Origin of the sequence: Bacillus sp. SRB_8, assembly GCF_003264205.1 — a bacterium.
GTDB lineage: Bacteria > Bacillota > Bacilli > Bacillales > Bacillaceae_G > Bacillus_A > Bacillus_A mycoides.
In genome coordinates, this window is the sequence record NZ_NADT01000005.1 from 53,853 (window position 1) to 73,529 (window position 19,677).

The 19,677-nt window shown below is 34.9% G+C and carries 16 protein-coding genes; 9 read left to right on the forward strand and 7 right to left on the reverse strand.

Translation table 11 applies throughout. From position 1 onward, the window contains the following. The first annotated feature begins 12 nt into the window (after positions 1-12). A complete protein-coding gene (locus tag B5P40_RS04620; protein WP_002140336.1) occupies positions 13-2,367 on the forward strand; it encodes a heavy metal translocating P-type ATPase in 2,355 nt (784 codons plus the stop codon). 184 nt (positions 2,368-2,551) lie between these two features. On the opposite strand, the gene B5P40_RS04625 is transcribed toward B5P40_RS04620, so the two are convergent. Further along, positions 2,552-4,015: a nicotinate phosphoribosyltransferase gene (locus B5P40_RS04625; RefSeq protein WP_002169184.1), complete on the reverse strand. Its 1,464-nt coding sequence runs from the start codon at positions 4,013-4,015 to the stop codon at positions 2,552-2,554. Between the two features lie 199 nt (positions 4,016-4,214). Here B5P40_RS04625 and B5P40_RS04630 point away from each other — a divergent pair, with 199 nt between their 5' ends. From B5P40_RS04630 to B5P40_RS04635, 3 genes are all read left to right on the forward strand, one after another. Beyond that, positions 4,215-5,474, forward strand: a complete 1,260-nt coding sequence (locus B5P40_RS04630) for a tetratricopeptide repeat protein (RefSeq protein WP_113708923.1) — start codon at positions 4,215-4,217, stop codon at positions 5,472-5,474. A 14-nt stretch (positions 5,475-5,488) separates the two neighbouring features. Further along, on the forward strand, positions 5,489-5,617 hold the full coding sequence (locus tag B5P40_RS32550; RefSeq protein WP_000733136.1) for an NprX family peptide pheromone: 129 nt from the start codon (positions 5,489-5,491) through the stop codon (positions 5,615-5,617). 166 nt (positions 5,618-5,783) lie between these two features. Further along, on the forward strand, positions 5,784-7,484 hold the full coding sequence (locus B5P40_RS04635; protein WP_002188261.1) for a M4 family metallopeptidase: 1,701 nt from the start codon (positions 5,784-5,786) through the stop codon (positions 7,482-7,484). A gap of 63 nt (positions 7,485-7,547) precedes the next feature. Here the strand turns inward: B5P40_RS04635 and B5P40_RS04640 are convergent, their stop codons facing one another. Then, a complete protein-coding gene (locus B5P40_RS04640) occupies positions 7,548-8,096 on the reverse strand; it encodes a TVP38/TMEM64 family protein (protein ID WP_002125156.1) in 549 nt (182 codons plus the stop codon). A 399-nt stretch (positions 8,097-8,495) separates the two neighbouring features. Between B5P40_RS04640 and B5P40_RS04645 the strand changes: the two genes are divergently transcribed. Together B5P40_RS04645 and B5P40_RS04650 are read left to right on the forward strand one after the other, a co-directional pair. Beyond that, positions 8,496-9,014, forward strand: a complete 519-nt coding sequence (locus B5P40_RS04645; protein ID WP_002125157.1) for an RNase A-like domain-containing lipoprotein — start codon at positions 8,496-8,498, stop codon at positions 9,012-9,014. A 14-nt stretch (positions 9,015-9,028) separates the two neighbouring features. Then, positions 9,029-9,301, forward strand: a complete 273-nt coding sequence (locus tag B5P40_RS04650) for a hypothetical protein (protein ID WP_113708924.1) — start codon at positions 9,029-9,031, stop codon at positions 9,299-9,301. Between the two features lie 54 nt (positions 9,302-9,355). On the opposite strand, the gene B5P40_RS04655 is transcribed toward B5P40_RS04650, so the two are convergent. The 3 genes from B5P40_RS04655 to B5P40_RS04665 all read right to left on the reverse strand — a co-directional run bounded on the left by B5P40_RS04655 (position 9,356) and on the right by B5P40_RS04665 (position 13,368). Continuing rightward, positions 9,356-10,618, reverse strand: coding sequence for a VanW family protein (locus tag B5P40_RS04655; protein ID WP_002010475.1), 1,263 nt, complete (start codon positions 10,616-10,618; stop codon positions 9,356-9,358). Positions 10,619-10,841: 223 nt separating this feature from the next. Continuing rightward, complete coding sequence (locus B5P40_RS04660; RefSeq protein WP_282914994.1) at positions 10,842-11,858, reverse strand: LCP family glycopolymer transferase; 1,017 nt, start codon at positions 11,856-11,858, stop codon at positions 10,842-10,844. Between the two features lie 331 nt (positions 11,859-12,189). After that, positions 12,190-13,368 (reverse strand): NupC/NupG family nucleoside CNT transporter, encoded by a 1,179-nt coding sequence (locus B5P40_RS04665; protein WP_000668860.1) that lies wholly within the window; start codon positions 13,366-13,368, stop codon positions 12,190-12,192. Positions 13,369-13,459: 91 nt separating this feature from the next. Between B5P40_RS04665 and gloA2 the strand changes: the two genes are divergently transcribed. The 3 genes from gloA2 (at position 13,460) to aspA (ending at position 16,870) form a co-directional block, all read left to right on the forward strand. Continuing rightward, complete coding sequence (gloA2, locus tag B5P40_RS04670) at positions 13,460-13,846, forward strand: SMU1112c/YaeR family gloxylase I-like metalloprotein (protein ID WP_001017670.1); 387 nt, start codon at positions 13,460-13,462, stop codon at positions 13,844-13,846. A gap of 107 nt (positions 13,847-13,953) precedes the next feature. Then, entirely contained in the window at positions 13,954-15,252 is a 1,299-nt protein-coding gene (locus B5P40_RS04675) for a hemolysin family protein (protein ID WP_002125161.1), read from the forward strand. 181 nt (positions 15,253-15,433) lie between these two features. Then, on the forward strand, positions 15,434-16,870 hold the full coding sequence (gene aspA / locus B5P40_RS04680) for an aspartate ammonia-lyase (protein WP_113708926.1): 1,437 nt from the start codon (positions 15,434-15,436) through the stop codon (positions 16,868-16,870). Between the two features lie 182 nt (positions 16,871-17,052). Here the strand turns inward: aspA and B5P40_RS04685 are convergent, their stop codons facing one another. Both B5P40_RS04685 and B5P40_RS04690 read right to left on the reverse strand, forming a co-directional pair. Beyond that, entirely contained in the window at positions 17,053-18,672 is a 1,620-nt protein-coding gene (locus tag B5P40_RS04685) for a lactate permease LctP family transporter (RefSeq protein WP_002188268.1), read from the reverse strand. 203 nt (positions 18,673-18,875) lie between these two features. Further along, a complete protein-coding gene (locus B5P40_RS04690) occupies positions 18,876-19,412 on the reverse strand; it encodes a redoxin domain-containing protein (RefSeq protein WP_012260294.1) in 537 nt (178 codons plus the stop codon). Positions 19,413-19,677 lie beyond the last annotated feature (265 nt).

Sequence of the window (19,677 nt, forward strand, 5' to 3'; positions counted from 1 at the left end):
GGAGGGAGAACGATGGCAGAAGCATTAGTGAAAAAGAAACTTATGCTAGAAGGTTTAGATTGTGCAAATTGTGCAATGAAAATTGAAAAAGGTGTTGGGAATATAGAAGGGGTAACATCTTGTTCCGTAAACTTTGCAACAAAAACGATGCTTTTAGAAACACCGCAAAATAAAGAAAATCAAGTTGTTACGGAAGCGAAGCAACTTGTTACAAAATTAGAGCCACATATTAAAGTGCAAGAAGAGCAAAAAACAAAATCAGTAAAAGAAGTATTTGTATTAGAAGGCTTAGACTGTGCAAATTGTGCAATGAAGATTGAAAATAAGGTAAAGGAAATGCCAACAATTTCAGAAGCGACTGTTGATTTCGTATCAAAGAAATTACGAGTAGAAGTTGCAAATAAACGAGAACTTGAATCGACTGTACAAAATATAAAAAATGTTGTTCAAAAGTTAGAGCCTGATGTAAAAGTTGTTCGTGAAGAGGAAAAAGGACACGACCATGATCATGGTGATGGAAATGTGAAAAAGATGATAGGAAGATTAGTAGTCGGTGGAATTTTGACAGGAATTGCTGCGTTAGCCGGATTACCGCAAATGATAACAATTCCATTATTCGTCCTTGCTTATTTATTAATAGGTGGAGATATCGTTTGGAGAGCGGTAAGAAACATAACTCGCGGCCAAGTGTTCGATGAAAACTTTTTAATGGCAATTGCAACTTTAGGAGCTTTCGCGATTCAACAATATCCAGAAGCGGTAGCAGTTATGCTATTTTACCAAGTAGGGGAACTGTTCCAAAGTATTGCAGTAAATCGTTCTCGAAAATCAATTACGTCATTAATGGATATTCGTCCTGACTATGCGAATGTGAAAGTTGGAAACGAAACGAAACAAGTATCACCAGAAGATGTGCAAATTGGTGAGTATATTATCGTAAAACCAGGTGAAAAAGTACCGTTAGACGGGAAAGTAGTTGAGGGAACATCAATGATGGATACTTCAGCGTTAACAGGTGAGTCTGTACCGAGGGAAGTAGAAGTTGGTAATGACGTATTAAGTGGTTTTGTAAACCAAAATGGTGTATTAATTGTCGAAGTTACAAAAGAGTTCGGTGAATCCACTGTATCGAAAATTTTAGACTTAGTACAAAATGCAAGTAGCAAAAAAGCGCCAACAGAAAACTTTATTACAAAGTTTGCACGTTATTATACTCCTGTTGTAGTTATAACAGCAGCAATAATGGCATTTATTCCACCACTTATTTTAGAGGGTGCTACATTCTCCGATTGGATTTATAGAGCTTTAGTGTTCTTAGTAATCTCTTGTCCATGTGCGCTCGTTGTATCGATTCCTCTTGGATTCTTTGGCGGTATTGGTGGGGCATCTAAAAGTGGTATTTTAGTAAAAGGAAGTAACTATTTAGAAGCATTGAATGATGTGAAATATATCGTTTTTGATAAAACAGGAACATTAACAAAAGGTGTCTTTAAAGTTACGAAGATGGAGCCTAGTGAAGGTATCACAGCTGAAGAGCTATTAGAATATGCAGCATTTGCAGAAGTATATTCAAATCATCCGATTGCACAATCTATTCGAAATGCATATGGAAAATCAATCGATGAAAATGCTATTGAAGACTATAGTGAAATTTCTGGTCATGGTACGGTTGTAAAAGTACAAGGAAAAGAAATTTTCGCAGGTAATGCTAAATTAATGAGCAAAGAAAACATTACATTTAAGCAACCAAATACAGTAGGTACACTAGTTCATGTTGCTGTAGATGGTAAATATGCAGGTTATATTGTTATCTCTGATGAGGTAAAAGAGGATTCAAAACAAGCAATTCAAAAGTTAAAAGAACTAGGTATTAAGAAGACAGTCATGTTAACTGGTGATGCAAAATCAGTCGGAGAAGCTGTTGGTAAAGAATTAGGTTTAGATGAAGTTCATGCCGAATTATTACCACACCAAAAAGTAGAAGAAATCGAAAAAATTGATGCAGCAAAACGCGGTAAAGAAAAGATTGCATTCGTCGGTGATGGTATTAATGATACGCCAGTACTAGCAAGGGCAGACGTTGGTATTGCGATGGGCGGCTTAGGATCAGATGCAGCAATTGAAGCTGCTGACATCGTTATTATGACTGATGAGCCTTCAAAAATTGTGACAGCAGTAAAAATTGCAAAACGTACACGTAGCATCGTATGGCAAAATATTATATTTGCATTAGGGGTAAAAGGGTTAGTGTTATTACTCGGCGCCTTTGGTATTGCAACAATGTGGGAAGCAGTCTTCTCAGATGTTGGTGTGACGTTACTTGCAGTATTAAATGCAATGCGTGTACTACGAGTAAAAGATTTATAAAAAAGAGGACGCAATTGCGTCCTCTTTTTTATTGGTTATTTTGTTTTTAAATAATTTAATATATAAATTTACAAAAATATAATATTCTTCTTATTATTTTAATATATTTTTTACAAATATCCATATAGTATTGAAAAATGGAGAAGTGGGGGAGGGACAAAACCCCACTGATTAAAGCTTCACTTTATTTTTGTATATTTTTTTCAACCTGTTCTCGAACAGTTTGAATATAATTCATTTTATGATCCCAACATTCTTGGCTTAAATCGACAGGGTACTCTTCTGGGTTTAAAGTTCGCATATACTCTTCCCAAAATAGTGAGAGGCTGCGTTCATTATACTTTTGAATATCTAATATATTAGGTAATTCATACGCTCTTTTACCGTTAATGAAAATATCTTGATGTAGTTCGCGTGCTTCAAAGCTTGTTACGAATTTACTTATATATGTATGAACTGGATGAAACATTTTTAAACGCTCTTCTTTTCCGGGTTCTTCTGACTCTAAAGCAATATAATCGCCCTCTGCATGATCGTTAACACGGTTAATAATACGATAAACTCGTTTAAGTCCTGGGGTTGTAATTTTTTCAGGATTAGATGAAATCTTAATCGTATCATTTAATTTTCCGTCAGTATCTTCAATAGCGACTAGTTTATAAACAGCCCCTAATGCTGGCTGCTCAAAGGATGTAATCAGCTTTGTACCAACACCCCATACATCAATTTTTGCCCCTTGAGATTTCAAGTGCATAATCGTATATTCATCTAAATCGCTAGAAGCGATAATTTTTGTGTTTGTAAATCCAGCTGCATCAAGTTGTTTTCTGGCCTCCTTTGATAAATATGCCATATCACCACTATCAAGGCGAATGCCATAAAAATCGATACGATCCCCGAACTCTTTTGCAACACGAATCGCATTTGGAACACCAGATTTTAATGTGTCGTATGTATCGACAAGAAATACACATTTTTTATGTGTTTCAGCATATTTTTTAAATGCAACATATTCATCGCGATATGCTTGAACGAAAGAATGGGCATGTGTGCCAGCTACAGGGATGCCAAATCGTTTCCCTGCGCGAACGTTACTTGTAGATGAAAAACCACCAATAAAGGCAGCTCGTGTTCCCCAAAGGGCAGCATCAAACTCATGAGCGCGTCTTGTACCGAACTCTAAAAGCTCATCATTATTTGCAGCGTGCTTCATACGTGCAGCTTTTGTAGCAATTAATGTTTGGTAATTTACAATATTTAAGAGGGCGGTTTCAATTATTTGTGCCTCGCCAAGCGGTGCATCAACACGTAATAATGGTTCGTTATTAAAAACAACTTCGCCTTCTTGCATACTACGAATCGTGCCAGTAAATTTCATGTTTTGTAAATAATGAAGGAAGTCTTCTTCAAATTGCAGCTCTGCTAAATAAGCGATGTCACTTTCGGTAAAGCTGAAATTTTCTATGTACTCTACAATTTTTTCAAGACCAGCAAAAACAGCATAGCCGTTTTCGAATGGAAGCTTTCGAAAGTATAGATCAAAAACAGAACGGCGAGTATGAATACCATCTTTCCAATATGTATAAGCCATGTTGATTTGATATAAATCTGTATGTAAGGCGTAACTATCGTCTTTATAATGATTCATTGCGAAAACACCTCCGTAATTTGGTTATAGTATACCAATTTTTCCCCTTTCGTAGCAAAGAAGTAATAGGGGATTGAAGTCAAGAGAGAAAAAAATGAAATAATGCATATTTTTTAGAAAATTTACATTTATCAATTTATATTTCTCTAGATTTTATGTATTATTAGAGTAGTGGGGGTAATGAGAATGGAGGAGGACAATGCAACAAACATTAGAAAAAATAGGCAAGCAAGTTTTTTATAAACGGCTACAGCAAAAAATGACACAAGAAGAATTATGTCAGGGCATTTGTTCTGTCTCATACTTAAGTAAGATCGAAAATGGAAAGATTGAAGCATCAGAAGAAATTCTACAATTGCTCTGCACAAGACTAGAAATTGCTGTGACGGATTTGAGAGATGTAGAAGAAGATGTGAAAGTGAAGTTGGACGAGTGGTTGAATGCATTAGTTCATTTGGACAAGCAACAAGTAGAGCGCATATACGAAGAGTTGCAAGGTGAAATGAAGCATGTGTTGGATTTTGAAATTATAAATTATTATAAACTGCTGTATACACGTTATTTAATGATGAAGCGGGATCTCCCTGCTGTTGAAGAAGAATTGGACGGATTGAAGAAAGTGTATAAGAAATACTCGCCTTTTCAGAAGATGTTATATACGTATAATAAGGCATTATTATATTCTGTGCAGTACAAATATACGCAGGCATTAGAATATCTGTTAAAGACGGAATCGATGGCGAAAGAGTTAGGATATTATGAAACAGGAATATATTATAATTTGGCATTGACATATAGTCAGATGGAAATAGACCATATGACATTATATTTTGCTAATGTGGCATTAGAAGGTTTTAAAAGTGAATATAAATTTAGAAATATAATTAATTGTAAGTTTTTAATTGCGTTTAGTTATACTAGAAAAAAACAATATAATGAAGCTATGGAAATCTATAATCATATCATAAGAGAAGCAACTTCTTTTGCTGATAAAGATAATATTCTTTCTATTGCTTTAAATAATATTGGTTATCTGTACTACCGACAAAAAAATTATGCCAAGGCGAAAGAGTATTATATAGAATGCTTAAATTATAAAAAAGAAGAGGATATGAATTATATTGATGCCATGTATGAGCTCTCATTACAGTGTATTCAATTAGGAGAACTTGAGGAAGCGGCTGAATGGATTGAAAAAGGTATCCTTGCTGCAAGGAAAGATGATAGATACAAAGGGATGTTATATTTATTGTTAAATTTAAGATATAAATATTTTGAAGAAAGAGACCTCTATAAAAAATTTTTAGAAACAGAAGTAGTTCCTTTCTTTAAAACAGAGGAAAATATAAAAGATTTAAAGAAAGTATACTTAGAACTAGCTGAATACTTAGAAGAATGCTCAGATTTTAAAGAAAGTAATCGCTATTATAAATTAGCGATTACTTTATTAGAAGAGTAAAGAGGAGGGATAGTATGAAAAAGTTAATTGCAGGAACATTTGTGGTTATGGCAATTGCAGCTGTAGTATTGGATATTCAGTATGCTTGGAAGCCGGATACTCTAGGGCAAGAAGCTAAAACAGTTGAACAAATTAATTTATAAAAAAAACCCTTTCCCAACGGAAAGGGTTTTTTTCAATATTTGTTCCTCAAAATTCTACAACACTTGAGAAAGAAATTAATTGAATTTTTAGTATATTAATAGTGGAAACATAATGATAATATGAAACTACTCTTTTTCAAAAATTTTTTATTAGGGGGAATGTTAGATGAAAAAGAAGAGTTTAGCGTTAGTGTTAGCGGCAGGAATGGCAGTTACTACGTTCGGAGGGACAGGCTCTGCATTTGCGGATTCTAAAAATGTACTCTCTACTAAGAAGTACAATGAGACGGTACAGTCACCTGAGTTTATTTCTGGTGATCTAACTGGAGCGACTGGTAAGAAAGCGGAATCTGTGGTGTTTGATTACTTAAACGCAGCAAAAGGTGATTATAAGCTAGGGGAAAAGAGTGCACAAGATTCTTTCAAAGTGAAACAAGTGAAAAAAGATGCTGTAACTGATTCAACAGTAGTACGTATGCAACAAGTTTACGAGGGAGTACCTGTATGGGGGTCTACTCAAGTAGCTCACGTAAGTAAAGATGGTTCTTTAAAAGTATTGTCTGGAACAGTTGCGCCTGATTTAGACAAGAAGGAAAAGTTAAAAAACAAAAATAAGATTGAAGGCGCAAAAGCAATTGAAATTGCGCAACAAGATTTAGGAGTAACACCTAAATACGAAGTGGATCCAAAAGCGGATTTATATGTATATCAAAATGGTGAAGAAACGACATATGCATACGTTGTGAATTTAAACTTCTTAGAGCCAAATCCAGGAAACTATTACTATTTCATTGAAGCGGAAAGCGGTAAAGTGTTAAATAAATATAATAAACTTGATCATGTAACGAATGATGATAAGTCACCAGTTAAGCAAGATGCTCCTAAACAGGAAGCGAAAGCGGTTGTAAAGCCTGTAACAGGGACGAATAAAGTTGGAACTGGTAAAGGTGTATTAGGAGATACGAAATCGCTTAATACAACGTTATCTGGATCGTCTTACTATTTACAAGATAATACGCGCGGAGCAACAATTTTCACATATGATGCGAAAAACCGCTCAACATTACCAGGAACATTATGGGCAGATGCAGATAATGTTTTCAATGCAGCGTATGATGCAGCGGCAGTAGATGCTCATTACTATGCAGGTAAAACATATGATTACTATAAAGCTACATTTAACAGAAACTCTATTAATGATGCAGGAGCACCATTAAAATCAACAGTTCATTACGGAAGTAAGTATAATAATGCATTCTGGAACGGCTCACAAATGGTATACGGAGATGGTGATGGTGTAACATTCACTTCATTATCTGGTGGCATTGATGTAATTGGCCATGAATTAACACATGCTGTTACGGAAAATAGCTCGGATTTAATTTATCAAAATGAATCAGGAGCGTTAAATGAAGCAATTTCTGATATTTTTGGTACTTTAGTAGAATTCTATGATAACCGTAACCCAGATTGGGAGATTGGTGAAGATATTTATACACCTGGTAAGGCGGGAGATGCACTTCGTTCTATGAGTGATCCAGCGAAATATGGTGACCCAGACCATTATTCTAAGCGTTACACTGGTTCAAGTGATAACGGTGGCGTTCATACAAACAGTGGTATTATTAACAAACAAGCTTATTTATTAGCAAATGGTGGTACGCATTCTGGTGTAACTGTAACTGGTATCGGTAAAGATAAATTAGGTGCGATTTACTACCGTGCAAATACACAGTATTTCACGCAATCTACTACATTTAGTCAAGCACGTGCTGGTGCAGTACAAGCTGCAGCTGATTTATATGGTGCTAGCTCTGCAGAAGTAGCAGCAGTTAAGCAATCATTTAGTGCTGTTGGTGTAAACTAAGGCTTTAAGGGATAGTTATTAATAAAATACCTCAAAAATAAAGAAGGAGCATAGGCTCCTTCTTTATTTTTTTCTCCATTTTTTCCACAAATAAAATAATCCAACACAACCTGCGATTGTAATAATCCATTTCGCTTCATTTGTTCCGTTAATGACATGATATGCAGAATATACTTCAATCAATAAAGCCGGTATTTTCCCTATTGTGCTGGCAATACTGAAAGAGAGTAATGACATTTTGCCTAGAGCTGCAAATAAAGTAACGATACTGGACGGAATGAAAGGAATAAAACGAAAAGATAGGACTAGTAGAAATGCCTCTCTGCCTTCTACGTAAAGAAGGCGTTCTACCTTTGGATACGTATTTACTTTATCGTGAGTGAACTTTTGAAGGCCTATACGATAAATATAAAACGAGATAATAGCCCCTAATGCCTCACCTGCGATCGAAATGATTGTGCCATTTGTTACACCGAAGAGCTGTATATTAATGGCGGTCAAAAAAATACTAGGGATAAAACCTAAAAGACTGATGATGATGTTGATTAAGATACTAAGTGGAATTGCGATTGAATAATAGTCTGTTAAGAAGTTTTGAATTGTTTCAGCCATTCTTTAAAATCCTTTATCTTTTTTTGCATTACACCATATTTACATTGTATAGGCAAGTACAAATTTACATAATGTAGAAAACAGTTGATAGAAAGGGTTTTGTATACCTTATATAGGTATTAGGTATATGAAAGTAGGGGTATATTTATTTTGTTTAAAAAACACTCCATAAATCCTGTATTTAAAGGGTTTATGGAGTGTTTCGATTGGTGTTTTCATCTGGGAAATAATTATAAAAACAGGGGGGGATATTTTAAAAAGGGTGAAAAACAGTGATTTGATGAAAGGGGGGTGGAAAATATAGCAAAATGAATGAGGATTTTAAAACTGTATACATTTTTTCTTTGTGAAATTGACTTTTAGTGGAGTTACGATAATAATCATGGAAGAGGTGATACGATGAAACGATTAAGTAGTCTTTTCTTGAGTAGTTTATTGGCACTAATGCTGATTTTAAGTGGATGTGCAGGAAAAGAACAAAAAACAGAAAAACCAAAAGAGGATCATTCTACATCAGTAGAAAAAATTAGTGATAATATTTTAGATGAAATGGAAGGGCCACCTAAAAATGGTCATACGATTGAAAGGCATGTAGGCAAATCAGAAGAGGATTTGAAGAATCGTTTGAAGACAGATAAAGTTTCAGCGGCAAGTACATACTATGATAAGGAAACAGCGACAAAGGCTGTGAAAGATAGTTTAAAACAACATGATAAAGAAATTCAGGATTGGTTGAAAAACTCTAAAGAGGCTCGTCTTGTATTGAATACAACTCATTCATTCCCAGTTGGAAAAACAGTAATAAAGAAAAATATGAATGTAAAAGACAAACTAGTAAAGACTGTTACTGTTTTAGCGAGAGATAAATCAGGAAATCTAGGATTTAAGATTATTACTTCTTATCCATCAGATAAATAAAGGGGGGAGTATATATGTATCCAACATTACAATACTTTCTTAAATCGTACTGTACGTTAAGTATTCATGAGGATGAAATAGTAAGCGTGATGGAAGAGTTTATAGAGCAAGAGGACGAAGAGATTGTTTTGAAATTACGCGATGAATTAGTAAATATGAAGAAAAAGAACGCGTGGGAAGAAGCGTGCGTATTAGCTGCGAAGCAAGGCAATCGTGTGTGGTCTTTAGAAGAAACGAAAGATCATCTGGAAATTTTTTCACTATTATTGCAAAAGAAAAAGGCGTGAGTAGATCACGCCTTTTTGTATACGCTTTTTGAAATTTGTCCGTTTGATATTATCTCATTGTTTTGGGGCACTTTTATATACGCTTTTTGAAATTTGTCCATTTGAGAGTACTTCACCGTTTTGTGTTACTTTTTTATACGTAACCGCTGTTATTTTATCACCAGTATTACTAATTACTTGAGAAGAAACTTCAACATTTTTACCAGTATTTGTACCGAAAATACGTGTAGTAATACTACCGCCATTTGAAAATGCTTGAATGTAAATATGCTTACCTGTATTGTTTTTAAATTTTAAATCCGGACCATAATCTGCCACTGCTGCATCCTGCCCAAGTGGTAAATAATTTACGGGCATAGAATGATTGCTTCGAGAAACAATTCCTAAATCTGCCCTTAAAGCTGCGCTGTATAAAGTACTACTTACTTGGCAAACGCCTCCGCCTGCACTTTGTATAACTTTACCTTGTGAATATACTGCTGCGGATTTATAACCATGTGCAGCATCAGTTACGCCAACACGGCCATTAAAACTAAACGTTTCATCAGGTGCTACAATAACTCCACTTAACGTATTAGCTGACTTATTTACGTTATAGGATTGATTTCCATTACGGCCAGCCATTGGGGTAGAATATTCAGCAATCACTTCTTTAATCCCCATTTGTTGTATATCTTCTGTAGAACGTTCAGGTTTTATTAGTGTAACTGGTAATACAACATCGGGTGTGCCAGAAGTAATAGCTGCGCTTGTTAAATCGGTTAATTTTCCTTTATCAATTTTTTCTCCATTTTGACTTTGGCTAATATTTACTGTAGAGCCTTCAACACTTAATTCGGCGTTGACAGGATTTTTTAATGTTTCATTATATTTATCCTTTATAAAGGTTTCATAAGTTGTTGTATTTAATTGTGGTGTTAATTTATAGTCACGTTTTACTTCACCGTTTTCAGCTTGCTTACGCATGTTGTAACGATTCATTACGTTCCCTTCTTGTTCTTTAAAGATATTGTCGACAATATCCTTCTCTTTATAATCTACTCCTAAATCTTTCCACGTGTAATTTTGCTTATCATTTTGGAATACGTAGTTAAGAGATTTTTGATTTAATTCATTCATCTTTTGATTAACAAGGGCTTGAATATCTGCTTTATTTTTTCCATCAAGAGAAATACCTTCAAATGTAGTGTTTGGTAGTGCAGTTGTATTTAGTTGATTATTTAATTTGGATACATATTGATATCCACCAATACCACCAACACAAAGTAATATGCCACCAGCAATAGCGGAACCAATCAGTATTTTGCTTAGCTTCATTTATTTCCCCCCAGAAAAATTTTTATAAATATATGTATTACATTTTTTGTATAAAAATGATGAAAATAACATTATGTACGTCCTAGTATACTATTATTTTCACTACGTGTGTAATGTTTTCATAAAAAATGTTACACTGCTGTAATAATTGTCTCTTTTTGTCACAATATGCATGAGAAATATGTTGAAAATTATAATAAAAAGGCTGCNNGCAGCCTTTTTATTATAATTTTTTATGCTCATTTTTATTCGTAACACCGAGATGTTCTTGAAGTGTTGTCGATATATCATTAACACTCTTTTCGTTTGGAACGTAATAATAAATACCACCTATATATTTATCAGTACCTTCCACTTGCAATTTATCCATTTTTAAATTTGAATCCATTGAATTTTTTGCAATAGTCATCATATCATCAAAAGTTAAATTTGTTTTTAAGTCTGTATCGACAGCATCTAATAGGCTTCCGATTTTATTAATGGAATTGAGAGATAGGGCTTTTTCAGCAATAGCCTCTAAAACAAGTTGTTGTCGTTGACCACGCATATAATCACTATCAATATGACGCGTTCTAGCTAGTGCAAGTGCTTCTTCTCCATTTAAATGTTGACGCCCTTTTTTTAGGTGAATTGCATCTGCTTCGTCGCTACTATTTTGTTCTGTGAACTCAACTGGAACGTCGACAGTTATACCACCTAGAGAATCAACAATCTGGATAAAGGATTTGAAATTGAATTTTACATAGTAATCAACTGGTACATCTAAAAATTTTTCTACTGTATCAATTGTGCTGTCTACACCACCAAATACATGTGCATGTGTAATTTTGTCATATTTATCACGTGATTTAATGAAGACGCGTGAATCACGTGGAATGCTGACTAGTTTAACAGATTTATCATTTTTATTAATTGTTGCAAGTAGTAATGCATCTGTACGAGTCGCTTTTCCGTAACCTTTTTCCCTGATATCACTTTCATCAACACCCATGATCAGGACAGAAATATTATCAGTCATAGGTTTAACAGCTTTTTCACGTTTGCTGGATTTATCTCCTCGGCCGAGTTCAGAATAAGCGTTGCTTAAGACGGATTTTGCTTTACTGTATATATGGAAGGAATAGCCTCCGGCTCCCATTGCTACAATAAGTAAGGGAATAAGAATGAACCAAAGTAGGCGCTTTTTCTTTGAACGTCCTTTTTTGGCTCGAGTTTCGTTGTTAATGTCGGATTTCATCATTTTTTCTCCTTTAAAACAATCAAAGTGTATACATCTAGAAGCGTATTAAAACACATAAAAAATATTTTACGCTAAATAAAAGGTATTGTACATGTATAAAAAATAGATGTATTGATTATTTATCCCGCATTAACGGGCAGTAAAACTCCCACCTCAAAGTCCAGCGAATGCAAGGAAGTTAGGTGGGAGATAACTGCCCGTAAATGCCCGATTGGTTCAACTAATAATCAGTGGGGGATAGCCCCCTCTGATTAAAGTTTCACTTTATAAGACATCTATTCGTTATTGTATACAAAAGACAGGGATAAGAAAATGATAAAATTTTACCTAATTAAAGCATAATACTTACAATAATCGCAGATAAAATACTAACAAGAGTAGCGCCGTATAGTAATTTTAGGCCGAAGCGGGCAACAACATTTCCTTGTTCTTCGTTTAACCCTTTTACCGCACCGGAAATAATTCCAATGGAAGAAAAGTTGGCAAAAGAAACGAGGAAGACAGAAATAATACCAACTGTACGGATAGAGAGAGTGCTGGAAATTTTACTAAGATCCATCATTGCTACAAATTCATTTGTTACAAGCTTTGTTGCCATAATGCTACCCGCTGTGACAATTTCAGAACTTGGTACGCCGATAAGAAATGCAATAGGGGCGAATACATAGCCTATTAATTGTTGGAAAGTAATGCCGAATATAATGAGGAATAGGTCATTAATGCAACTCATTAATGCGACGAATCCAATGAGCATAGCACCGACGACAATTGCTACACGAAAACCATCAAGAATGTATTCTCCAAGCATTTCAAAGAAACTTTGTTTTTCCCCTTTTATTACCAAAATGTCTTCATCATCGTTAACGTCGTAAGGGTTAATAATGAGTACGATAATAAAACCACTAAATAAATTGAGAACGAGTGCGGTTACTACATATTTTGGTTCAATCATTGTCATATAGGCACCGACAATGGACATAGATACTGTTGACATAGCAGAGGCGCAAAGTGTATATAGTCGATGTTTTGGAATTTGGGCTAATTGTTTTTTTACCGTAATAAAAACTTCTGATTGGCCGACAATAGCGGAAGCGATGGCGTTGTAAGATTCTAATTTCCCAAGACCGTTTATTTTACTAAGAAAGAAACCAATCCAACGAATAAAGAATGGTAGTATTTTGAAATGTTGTAATATACCAATTAAGACGGAGATAAAGACAATCGGTAATAATACGTTAAGGAAAAATGGCATTTCCCCTTTATTTGCAAGACCGCCAAATACAAAATTTATACCACTGGCAGCATACTCAAGTAGCCTCGTAAACAGGCTAGAAATTACCGTAATAAGTATGAGACCAATTTCTGTATTTAATAATAAATAGGTTAAAATTAATTGTATAATAAGCATGATAAAAATTGGTTTAAATTTAATATGTTTCTTATTGTTGCTAGCAATATAAGCAAGGAAGAAAACAACGATAAGTCCCACGAAAAAAGTAATAAATTTCATAGTAAGCCCCCTAAAAGAGATATTCTGCTATATATGTTTTTCATTTCAAGGGAGAATATGCATCTTTGGTAAAGAAAGGAATAGAGAGAGCATGAATATATGTAGAGTGCACCACGTTGCAATTATTTGTTCGAATTATGAACTGTCAAAGGATTTTTATACTCGGATATTAGGTTTTAAAGCGATAAATGAAGTATATAGAAAAGAACGAGATTCTTATAAGTTAGATTTATGTGTAGGGGAAGAGTATCAAATTGAATTATTTTCATTTCCTAGTCCACCTGAGCGCCCAAGTTTTCCAGAAGCAGCTGGACTTAGACATTTAGCATTTGCTGTTACAAATATAGAAGAAGCTGTAAACCATTTAAAACAATGCGGTGTGGAGACTGAAGCGATACGTATGGATGAAATTACGGATAAAAAATTTGTCTTTTTCCAAGATCCTGATGGCTTGCCTTTAGAATTGTATGAGGCTTGAAATTGGTGAATTTTATATAGGGTTGCTTTCAAATAAATGAAGAAACTAAAGTGAAACTTCTTTTTTAAAGGAGGTGTAACTTTAGCTAAGAAAGCTAAAGGACATATGTGGATATTTTAAAATTACTGATGGTAGCCATTCTTATTGCGTTAACAGCATTTTTTGTGGCTGTTGAGTTTGCAATTATTAAGGTGCGTAGCAGTCGTATTGATCAACTCGTTAGTGAAAAACGCCGAGGAGCATTGGCAGCTAAAAAAGTAACTTCGAATTTAGATGAGTATTTATCAGCATGTCAGTTAGGTATTACAATTACTGCTTTAGGGCTTGGGTGGTTAGGAGAGCCCACTATAAAACATATACTCGAGCCGTTGTTTTTAAAACTACACCTATCTCCTGCAATTGCAAGTACAGTTTCATTTATTATTGCCTTTGCAGTTATTACGTTTTTACATGTTGTCATTGGTGAACTTGCTCCGAAGACGCTCGCTATACAAAGGGCAGAGCAAGTTAGCTTATTATTATCGAAGCCAATTATTTACTTTTACCGAGTAATGTATCCGTTTATTTGGGCTTTAAATGGTTCTGCAAGGCTTGTAACAGGGTTATTCGGATTACATCCGGCTTCTGAACATGAAGTAGCTCATTCGGAGGAAGAATTACGATTAATCTTATCTGAGAGTTATGAGAGTGGAGAGATTAATCAAAGGGAATTTAAATATGTAAATAATATTTTTGAATTCGATAATAGAGTCGCAAAGGAAATTATGGTACCTCGTACGGAAGTTGTAGGTTTATATGAGGACGAACCATTTGAAACACATATTAAAATAATCGCACAAGAAAAGTACACGAGATATCCCGTATTTGGTGAAGATAAAGATGAAATTATTGGGATGGTTAATGTAAAGGATTTATTTATTCGTTATATGGATGGTAATCGAGAAGAGGGGTGCTCGATTACGCCATATACAAGGCCAGTTATTGAAGTGTTAGAAAATATACCTATTCATGATTTACTATTACAAATGCAAAGAAAACGAATTCCATTAGCTGTATTATATGATGAATATGGTGGTACAGCGGGGATTGTTACATTGGAAGATATTTTAGAAGAAATTGTTGGAGAAATCCGAGATGAATACGATGAAGATGAGCATCCACCTATAGAACATATAAGTGAAGTGTGTAAAATTGTAGAGGGGAAAGTGCTTATTAGCGAAGTAAATGATTTATTTGGCATACATTTGGTCGCTGATGATGTTGATACAATTGGTGGTTGGATTATGGTACAAAAACAGATCGTTGCTGAGGGGGATATTATTGAGAAACACGGCTTTTCTTTTAAAGTTCTTGAAAAGGATATGCATCAAATTAAGCGAGTTGAAATAAAGAAAGTAGAAGAATGAATGGATTTTCTATTATATAAACTTTAAGAAAAAGTATATATAGAAAAATAAATGTTTGCGCTTTCAAAAAAGGTGCTATATAGTGAAAGTGGATACTGAAGAATTCATTTAATGATACTCGTATTTTATAGGGCGAATTCTTTAGATAAGGATTTAGAATGAAAAGTATAGGTGATGAAAAATGATAGCAACGAAGGATATACGTATAGAAAAAGATTTTTTAGGTAAAAAGGAAGTACCGAGTGTAGCTTATTATGGTGTACAAACATTACGTGCCGTAGAAAACTTTCCTATTACAGGATACCGCATTCATCCGTCACTCATTACGGCAATGGCAATTGTAAAAAAAGCGGCAGCGCTTGCGAATATAGATACAGGTTACTTAGCTAAAGATATCGGACAAGAAATTGCAGAAGCGGCACAAGAGATTGTTGATGGAAAGTTCCATGATCAATTTATCGTAGACCCGATTCAAGGCGGAGCAGGTACTTCAATTAATATGAATACTAATGAAGTAATTGCTAATAGAGCGCTAGAACGTATGGGATACGAAAAAGGTGAATATGCGAAAATTAGCCCAAACACTCATGTGAACATGGCCCAATCAACAAATGATGCGTTTCCAACTGGGATTCATATAGCAACTCTTATGATGCTGGAAGAACTTCTTGTTACAATGGAAGAACTTCACTCTGCTTTTCATGATAAAGCAAAAGAGTTCGATCACGTTATTAAAATGGGGCGTACGCATTTGCAAGATGCAGTTCCAATTCGCCTTGGACAAGAATTTGAAGCATATAGCAGAGTGCTAGAGCGTGATATAAAAAGAATTAAACAGTCTCGTCAACATTTATACGAAGTTAATATGGGTGCGACAGCTGTCGGTACGGGATTAAATGCAAACCCTACTTATATAGAACAAGTTGTGAAGCATTTACGAACTTTTAGTGGTTTCCCTCTTGTTGGTGCAGAGCACTTAGTTGATGCGACGCAAAACACAGATGCATATACAGAAGTATCTGCAGCACTAAAAGTATGTATGATGAATATGTCTAAAATTGCAAATGACCTTCGTATTATGGCGTCTGGTCCACGTGTTGGGTTGGCGGAAATTCAATTACCAGCTCGTCAACCAGGTTCATCTATTATGCCGGGGAAAGTAAATCCAGTTATGGCAGAAGTAATTAACCAAGTTGCTTTCCAAGTAATTGGAAATGACCATACAATTTGCTTAGCGTCAGAAGCTGGACAATTAGAGTTAAATGTAATGGAGCCGGTATTAGTATTTAATTTAATTCAATCCATCAGTATTATGAATAACGGTTTCCGTGTATTCCGTGAATACTGTATAAAGGGAATTACAGCGAATGAAGAGTTGCTTAAGCAATATGTTGAAAAAAGTGTTGGAGTTATTACAGCAGTGAATCCTCATATTGGTTATGAAGCAGCTTCTCGCATTGCACGTGAAGCAATTGCGACAGGAAAATCTGTTAGGGAGCTATGTTTAGAACATGGTGTACTTACAGCAGAAGAGCTTGATATTATTTTGGATCCATACGAAATGACGCATCCTGAAATTGCTGGTGCTTCTTTATTAAAGGATAAAGTGAAACTTTAATCAGTGGGGGGGAATCCCCCACTGATTATTAGTTGAACCAATCGGGCTTTTACGGGCAGTTGATCTCCCACCTAACTCCCTCGCATTCGCCGAATTTTGGGGTGGGAGTTTTACTGCCCGTTAGTGCGGGATAAAAAAATGTAATGTAAAAAGCACCGATCCATTTGGATCGGTGCTTTTTTTTAGAAGATATTAAATACAGAGTTAAGTTGAAGTAAGCTAATAATAGCTAAGAAGATTAAACTATATTTCATTACTATTTTAAATAGAGCAGATTCTTGACCAACTAGTCCAACTGCTGCACAAGCAACTGCTACAGATTGTGGTGAAACCATTTTTGCGATTGTACCACCAACTACGTTTAATGAAACGAGAGTAGATGGTACGATGTTTAACTGATCGGCAGTTACTGCTTGAAGTGGTGCGAATAATGAACCACTTGATACGACTGAACCTGTAATGAATACGCCAATCCATCCTAAGATTGGAGAAAGAACTGGGAATGCATTTCCTGTAGAAGAGAATGCAAGTCCAAGTGTAGATGACATACCAGAGTAGTTTTCTACGTAAGCTAAAGCGATAACGCTACAAATTGTATATACTGGAACTTTTAGTTCTTTTATTGTTTCGATCATTAATTCTTTAATCATTTTGCCGTTTACACGGTAGACGATAAGTGAAACGATGATTGCTAATACAATCGCAGTAGTTGTAGAAGAGAATACATCTAGTTTGAAAATCGCTGCGAAAGGTGTATCAGCCTTTGTAATTGGTGCAGTTTTCATAACCGCATTATGAAGACCAGGGAATTGAATGTTAAATACTAAGTTTGCCAATGGACCATCCGGAGCAAATAAAGCTTTAATTGGTTTTAAATTAAAGATTGTTACAAATGCAGTTAAGAATACGAATGGGGACCAAGCATATAAAATTTGATTGAATGTATGAGATTCTTTTTCTTCTTGTTTTTCTTCTTTAGCAGAAGATTTTGGTTGCCAAACACGTAAGAATAATGTAAGAGCGACCATACTTACGACTGCTGCGAAAATATTAGTAAGTTCAGCGCCTAAGAAGTAAGTCACAAGGAACTGAGTAATTGCGAAAGAAACACCACTTACAAGAATACCTTGCCAAGTTTCTTTAATGCCTTTAAATCCATCTACCATTGAAACAAGTAAGAACGGTAAAACAATGCTAATGAATGGCAAAATGTAAACAGCTTGACGACCGACAGTTAATGCATCTATCCCAGTTAATTGTGCAGGTACTGTAACTGGAATACCCATAGCACCCATAGCACCACCAGCGATATTAGCTACTAAGCAAATACCTGCTGCTTTTAATGGATTAAAGCCCATACCTACAAGTAATGCAGCTGTAATAGCAACTGGAACACCGAAACCAGCTGCGCCTTCTAAGAAAGCACCGAAAGAATAAGCGATTAATAATACTTGTAAACGCTGATCATTTGTAATACTTGAAATGCTATCACGAATGACATTGAATTGTTCTGTTTTAACAGTTAATTTGTAAAGGAAGATAGCTGCGATAACGATAGTACAAATTGGATAAAATCCAGATAAAACACCGAATCCGGCAGATGCTACAGCTACAGTTGCGGGCATTTTATAAACAAATATAGCAAGAATAATAGCGACGATCACACTATAAAGCCCAGCCATGTAACCTTTCATTTTGAATCCCACTAAACAAATAATGAAGCAAAAAATTGGGAGTGCTGCGATTAGTGCAGATAACCAAATATTGTTTAATGGGTCATAAATTTGTGTCCAAGTACTCATAATAATGACAACTCCTATCTATTATATGTGAAGAAATTCACATTATTTGTGAAACTATTCACAATCAACTTACATGCTTAGTATATTCTCCTTCAACACTATTGTCAACGTGAAAAAGTATAATTATTCCATAATAGTATTAAAAGTAACATTTTGTTCATAAAGTAGACAAAAAGCGTAATCAAATTGATTTGATTACGCTTCTATAAATTATTTACATATTCTTTCATTTTTTCATATGTCATTGGTCCTACATGCTTATATTGAATGACACCGTTTGTATCGATGACAAAAGATGTTGGAATGCTGATGATTTGATATGTGGCACTTGCCTGGCCTTTCTGATCTAATAGGACGGGGAAGGTATATTTGTTTTCTTCAAGAAATTGTTTTACATTATTCGGGTCTTTTTCAGTAGCTGTCGCATTTACAGCAACAATTTCAATCCCCATATCTTTAGTATCGTGATAAAACTTTTCCATATCAGGCATTTCTATTTTGCATGGACCACACCAGCTTGCCCAAAAATTCAATATTACTTTTTTTCCTTTATAGTCTGTAAGACGAACTTCTTGACCAGTGGTTGTTTCCAGAAGGAAATCGAGGGCAACATTGCCAACTTCAGTTCCAATGGGGATGTTTGATTTTGAAGCTATATCTTCTTTTTTGTATAGGAAGTGATTGATAATGGTCCAGCCAACCGCAATGCTAATTAACGCAAAAATAAACCATTTTTTAATATTACATCATCCTCCTTACTTAAATTTCCTTTTTATCGTAACAAAGTGGTTAAATATGGTCAAATTACTTTACGATAGGTTATCAATTATGGACGATATTTTACAATATCATTACTGTACATTTCAGTAAGGTGAAAATATAACAAAAAGCCTGATAAAACAACGTTTGTAAGCAAAGTATTGCTAGCCCTTTGTTTTGCTTTTTTATTGTATCATATAGTATAATATTCAAAATCAGGTGGGATTTTTTCTTGAACTGTGTGCT

Coding starts and splice junctions, on each gene's coding strand:
- B5P40_RS04620 (WP_002140336.1), top strand. CDS start 13: ATGGCAGAAGCATTAGTGAAAAAGAAACTTATGCTAGAAGGTTTAGAT.
- B5P40_RS04625 (WP_002169184.1), bottom strand. CDS start 4,015: ATGAATCATTATAAAGACGATAGTTACGCCTTACATACAGATTTATAT.
- B5P40_RS04630 (WP_113708923.1), top strand. CDS start 4,215: ATGCAACAAACATTAGAAAAAATAGGCAAGCAAGTTTTTTATAAACGG.
- B5P40_RS32550 (WP_000733136.1), top strand. CDS start 5,489: ATGAAAAAGTTAATTGCAGGAACATTTGTGGTTATGGCAATTGCAGCT.
- B5P40_RS04635 (WP_002188261.1), top strand. CDS start 5,784: ATGAAAAAGAAGAGTTTAGCGTTAGTGTTAGCGGCAGGAATGGCAGTT.
- B5P40_RS04640 (WP_002125156.1), bottom strand. CDS start 8,096: ATGGCTGAAACAATTCAAAACTTCTTAACAGACTATTATTCAATCGCA.
- B5P40_RS04645 (WP_002125157.1), top strand. CDS start 8,496: ATGAAACGATTAAGTAGTCTTTTCTTGAGTAGTTTATTGGCACTAATG.
- B5P40_RS04650 (WP_113708924.1), top strand. CDS start 9,029: ATGTATCCAACATTACAATACTTTCTTAAATCGTACTGTACGTTAAGT.
- B5P40_RS04655 (WP_002010475.1), bottom strand. CDS start 10,618: ATGAAGCTAAGCAAAATACTGATTGGTTCCGCTATTGCTGGTGGCATA.
- B5P40_RS04660 (WP_282914994.1), bottom strand. CDS start 11,858: ATGATGAAATCCGACATTAACAACGAAACTCGAGCCAAAAAAGGACGT.
- B5P40_RS04665 (WP_000668860.1), bottom strand. CDS start 13,368: ATGAAATTTATTACTTTTTTCGTGGGACTTATCGTTGTTTTCTTCCTT.
- gloA2 (WP_001017670.1), top strand. CDS start 13,460: ATGAATATATGTAGAGTGCACCACGTTGCAATTATTTGTTCGAATTAT.
- aspA (WP_113708926.1), top strand. CDS start 15,434: ATGATAGCAACGAAGGATATACGTATAGAAAAAGATTTTTTAGGTAAA.
- B5P40_RS04685 (WP_002188268.1), bottom strand. CDS start 18,672: ATGAGTACTTGGACACAAATTTATGACCCATTAAACAATATTTGGTTA.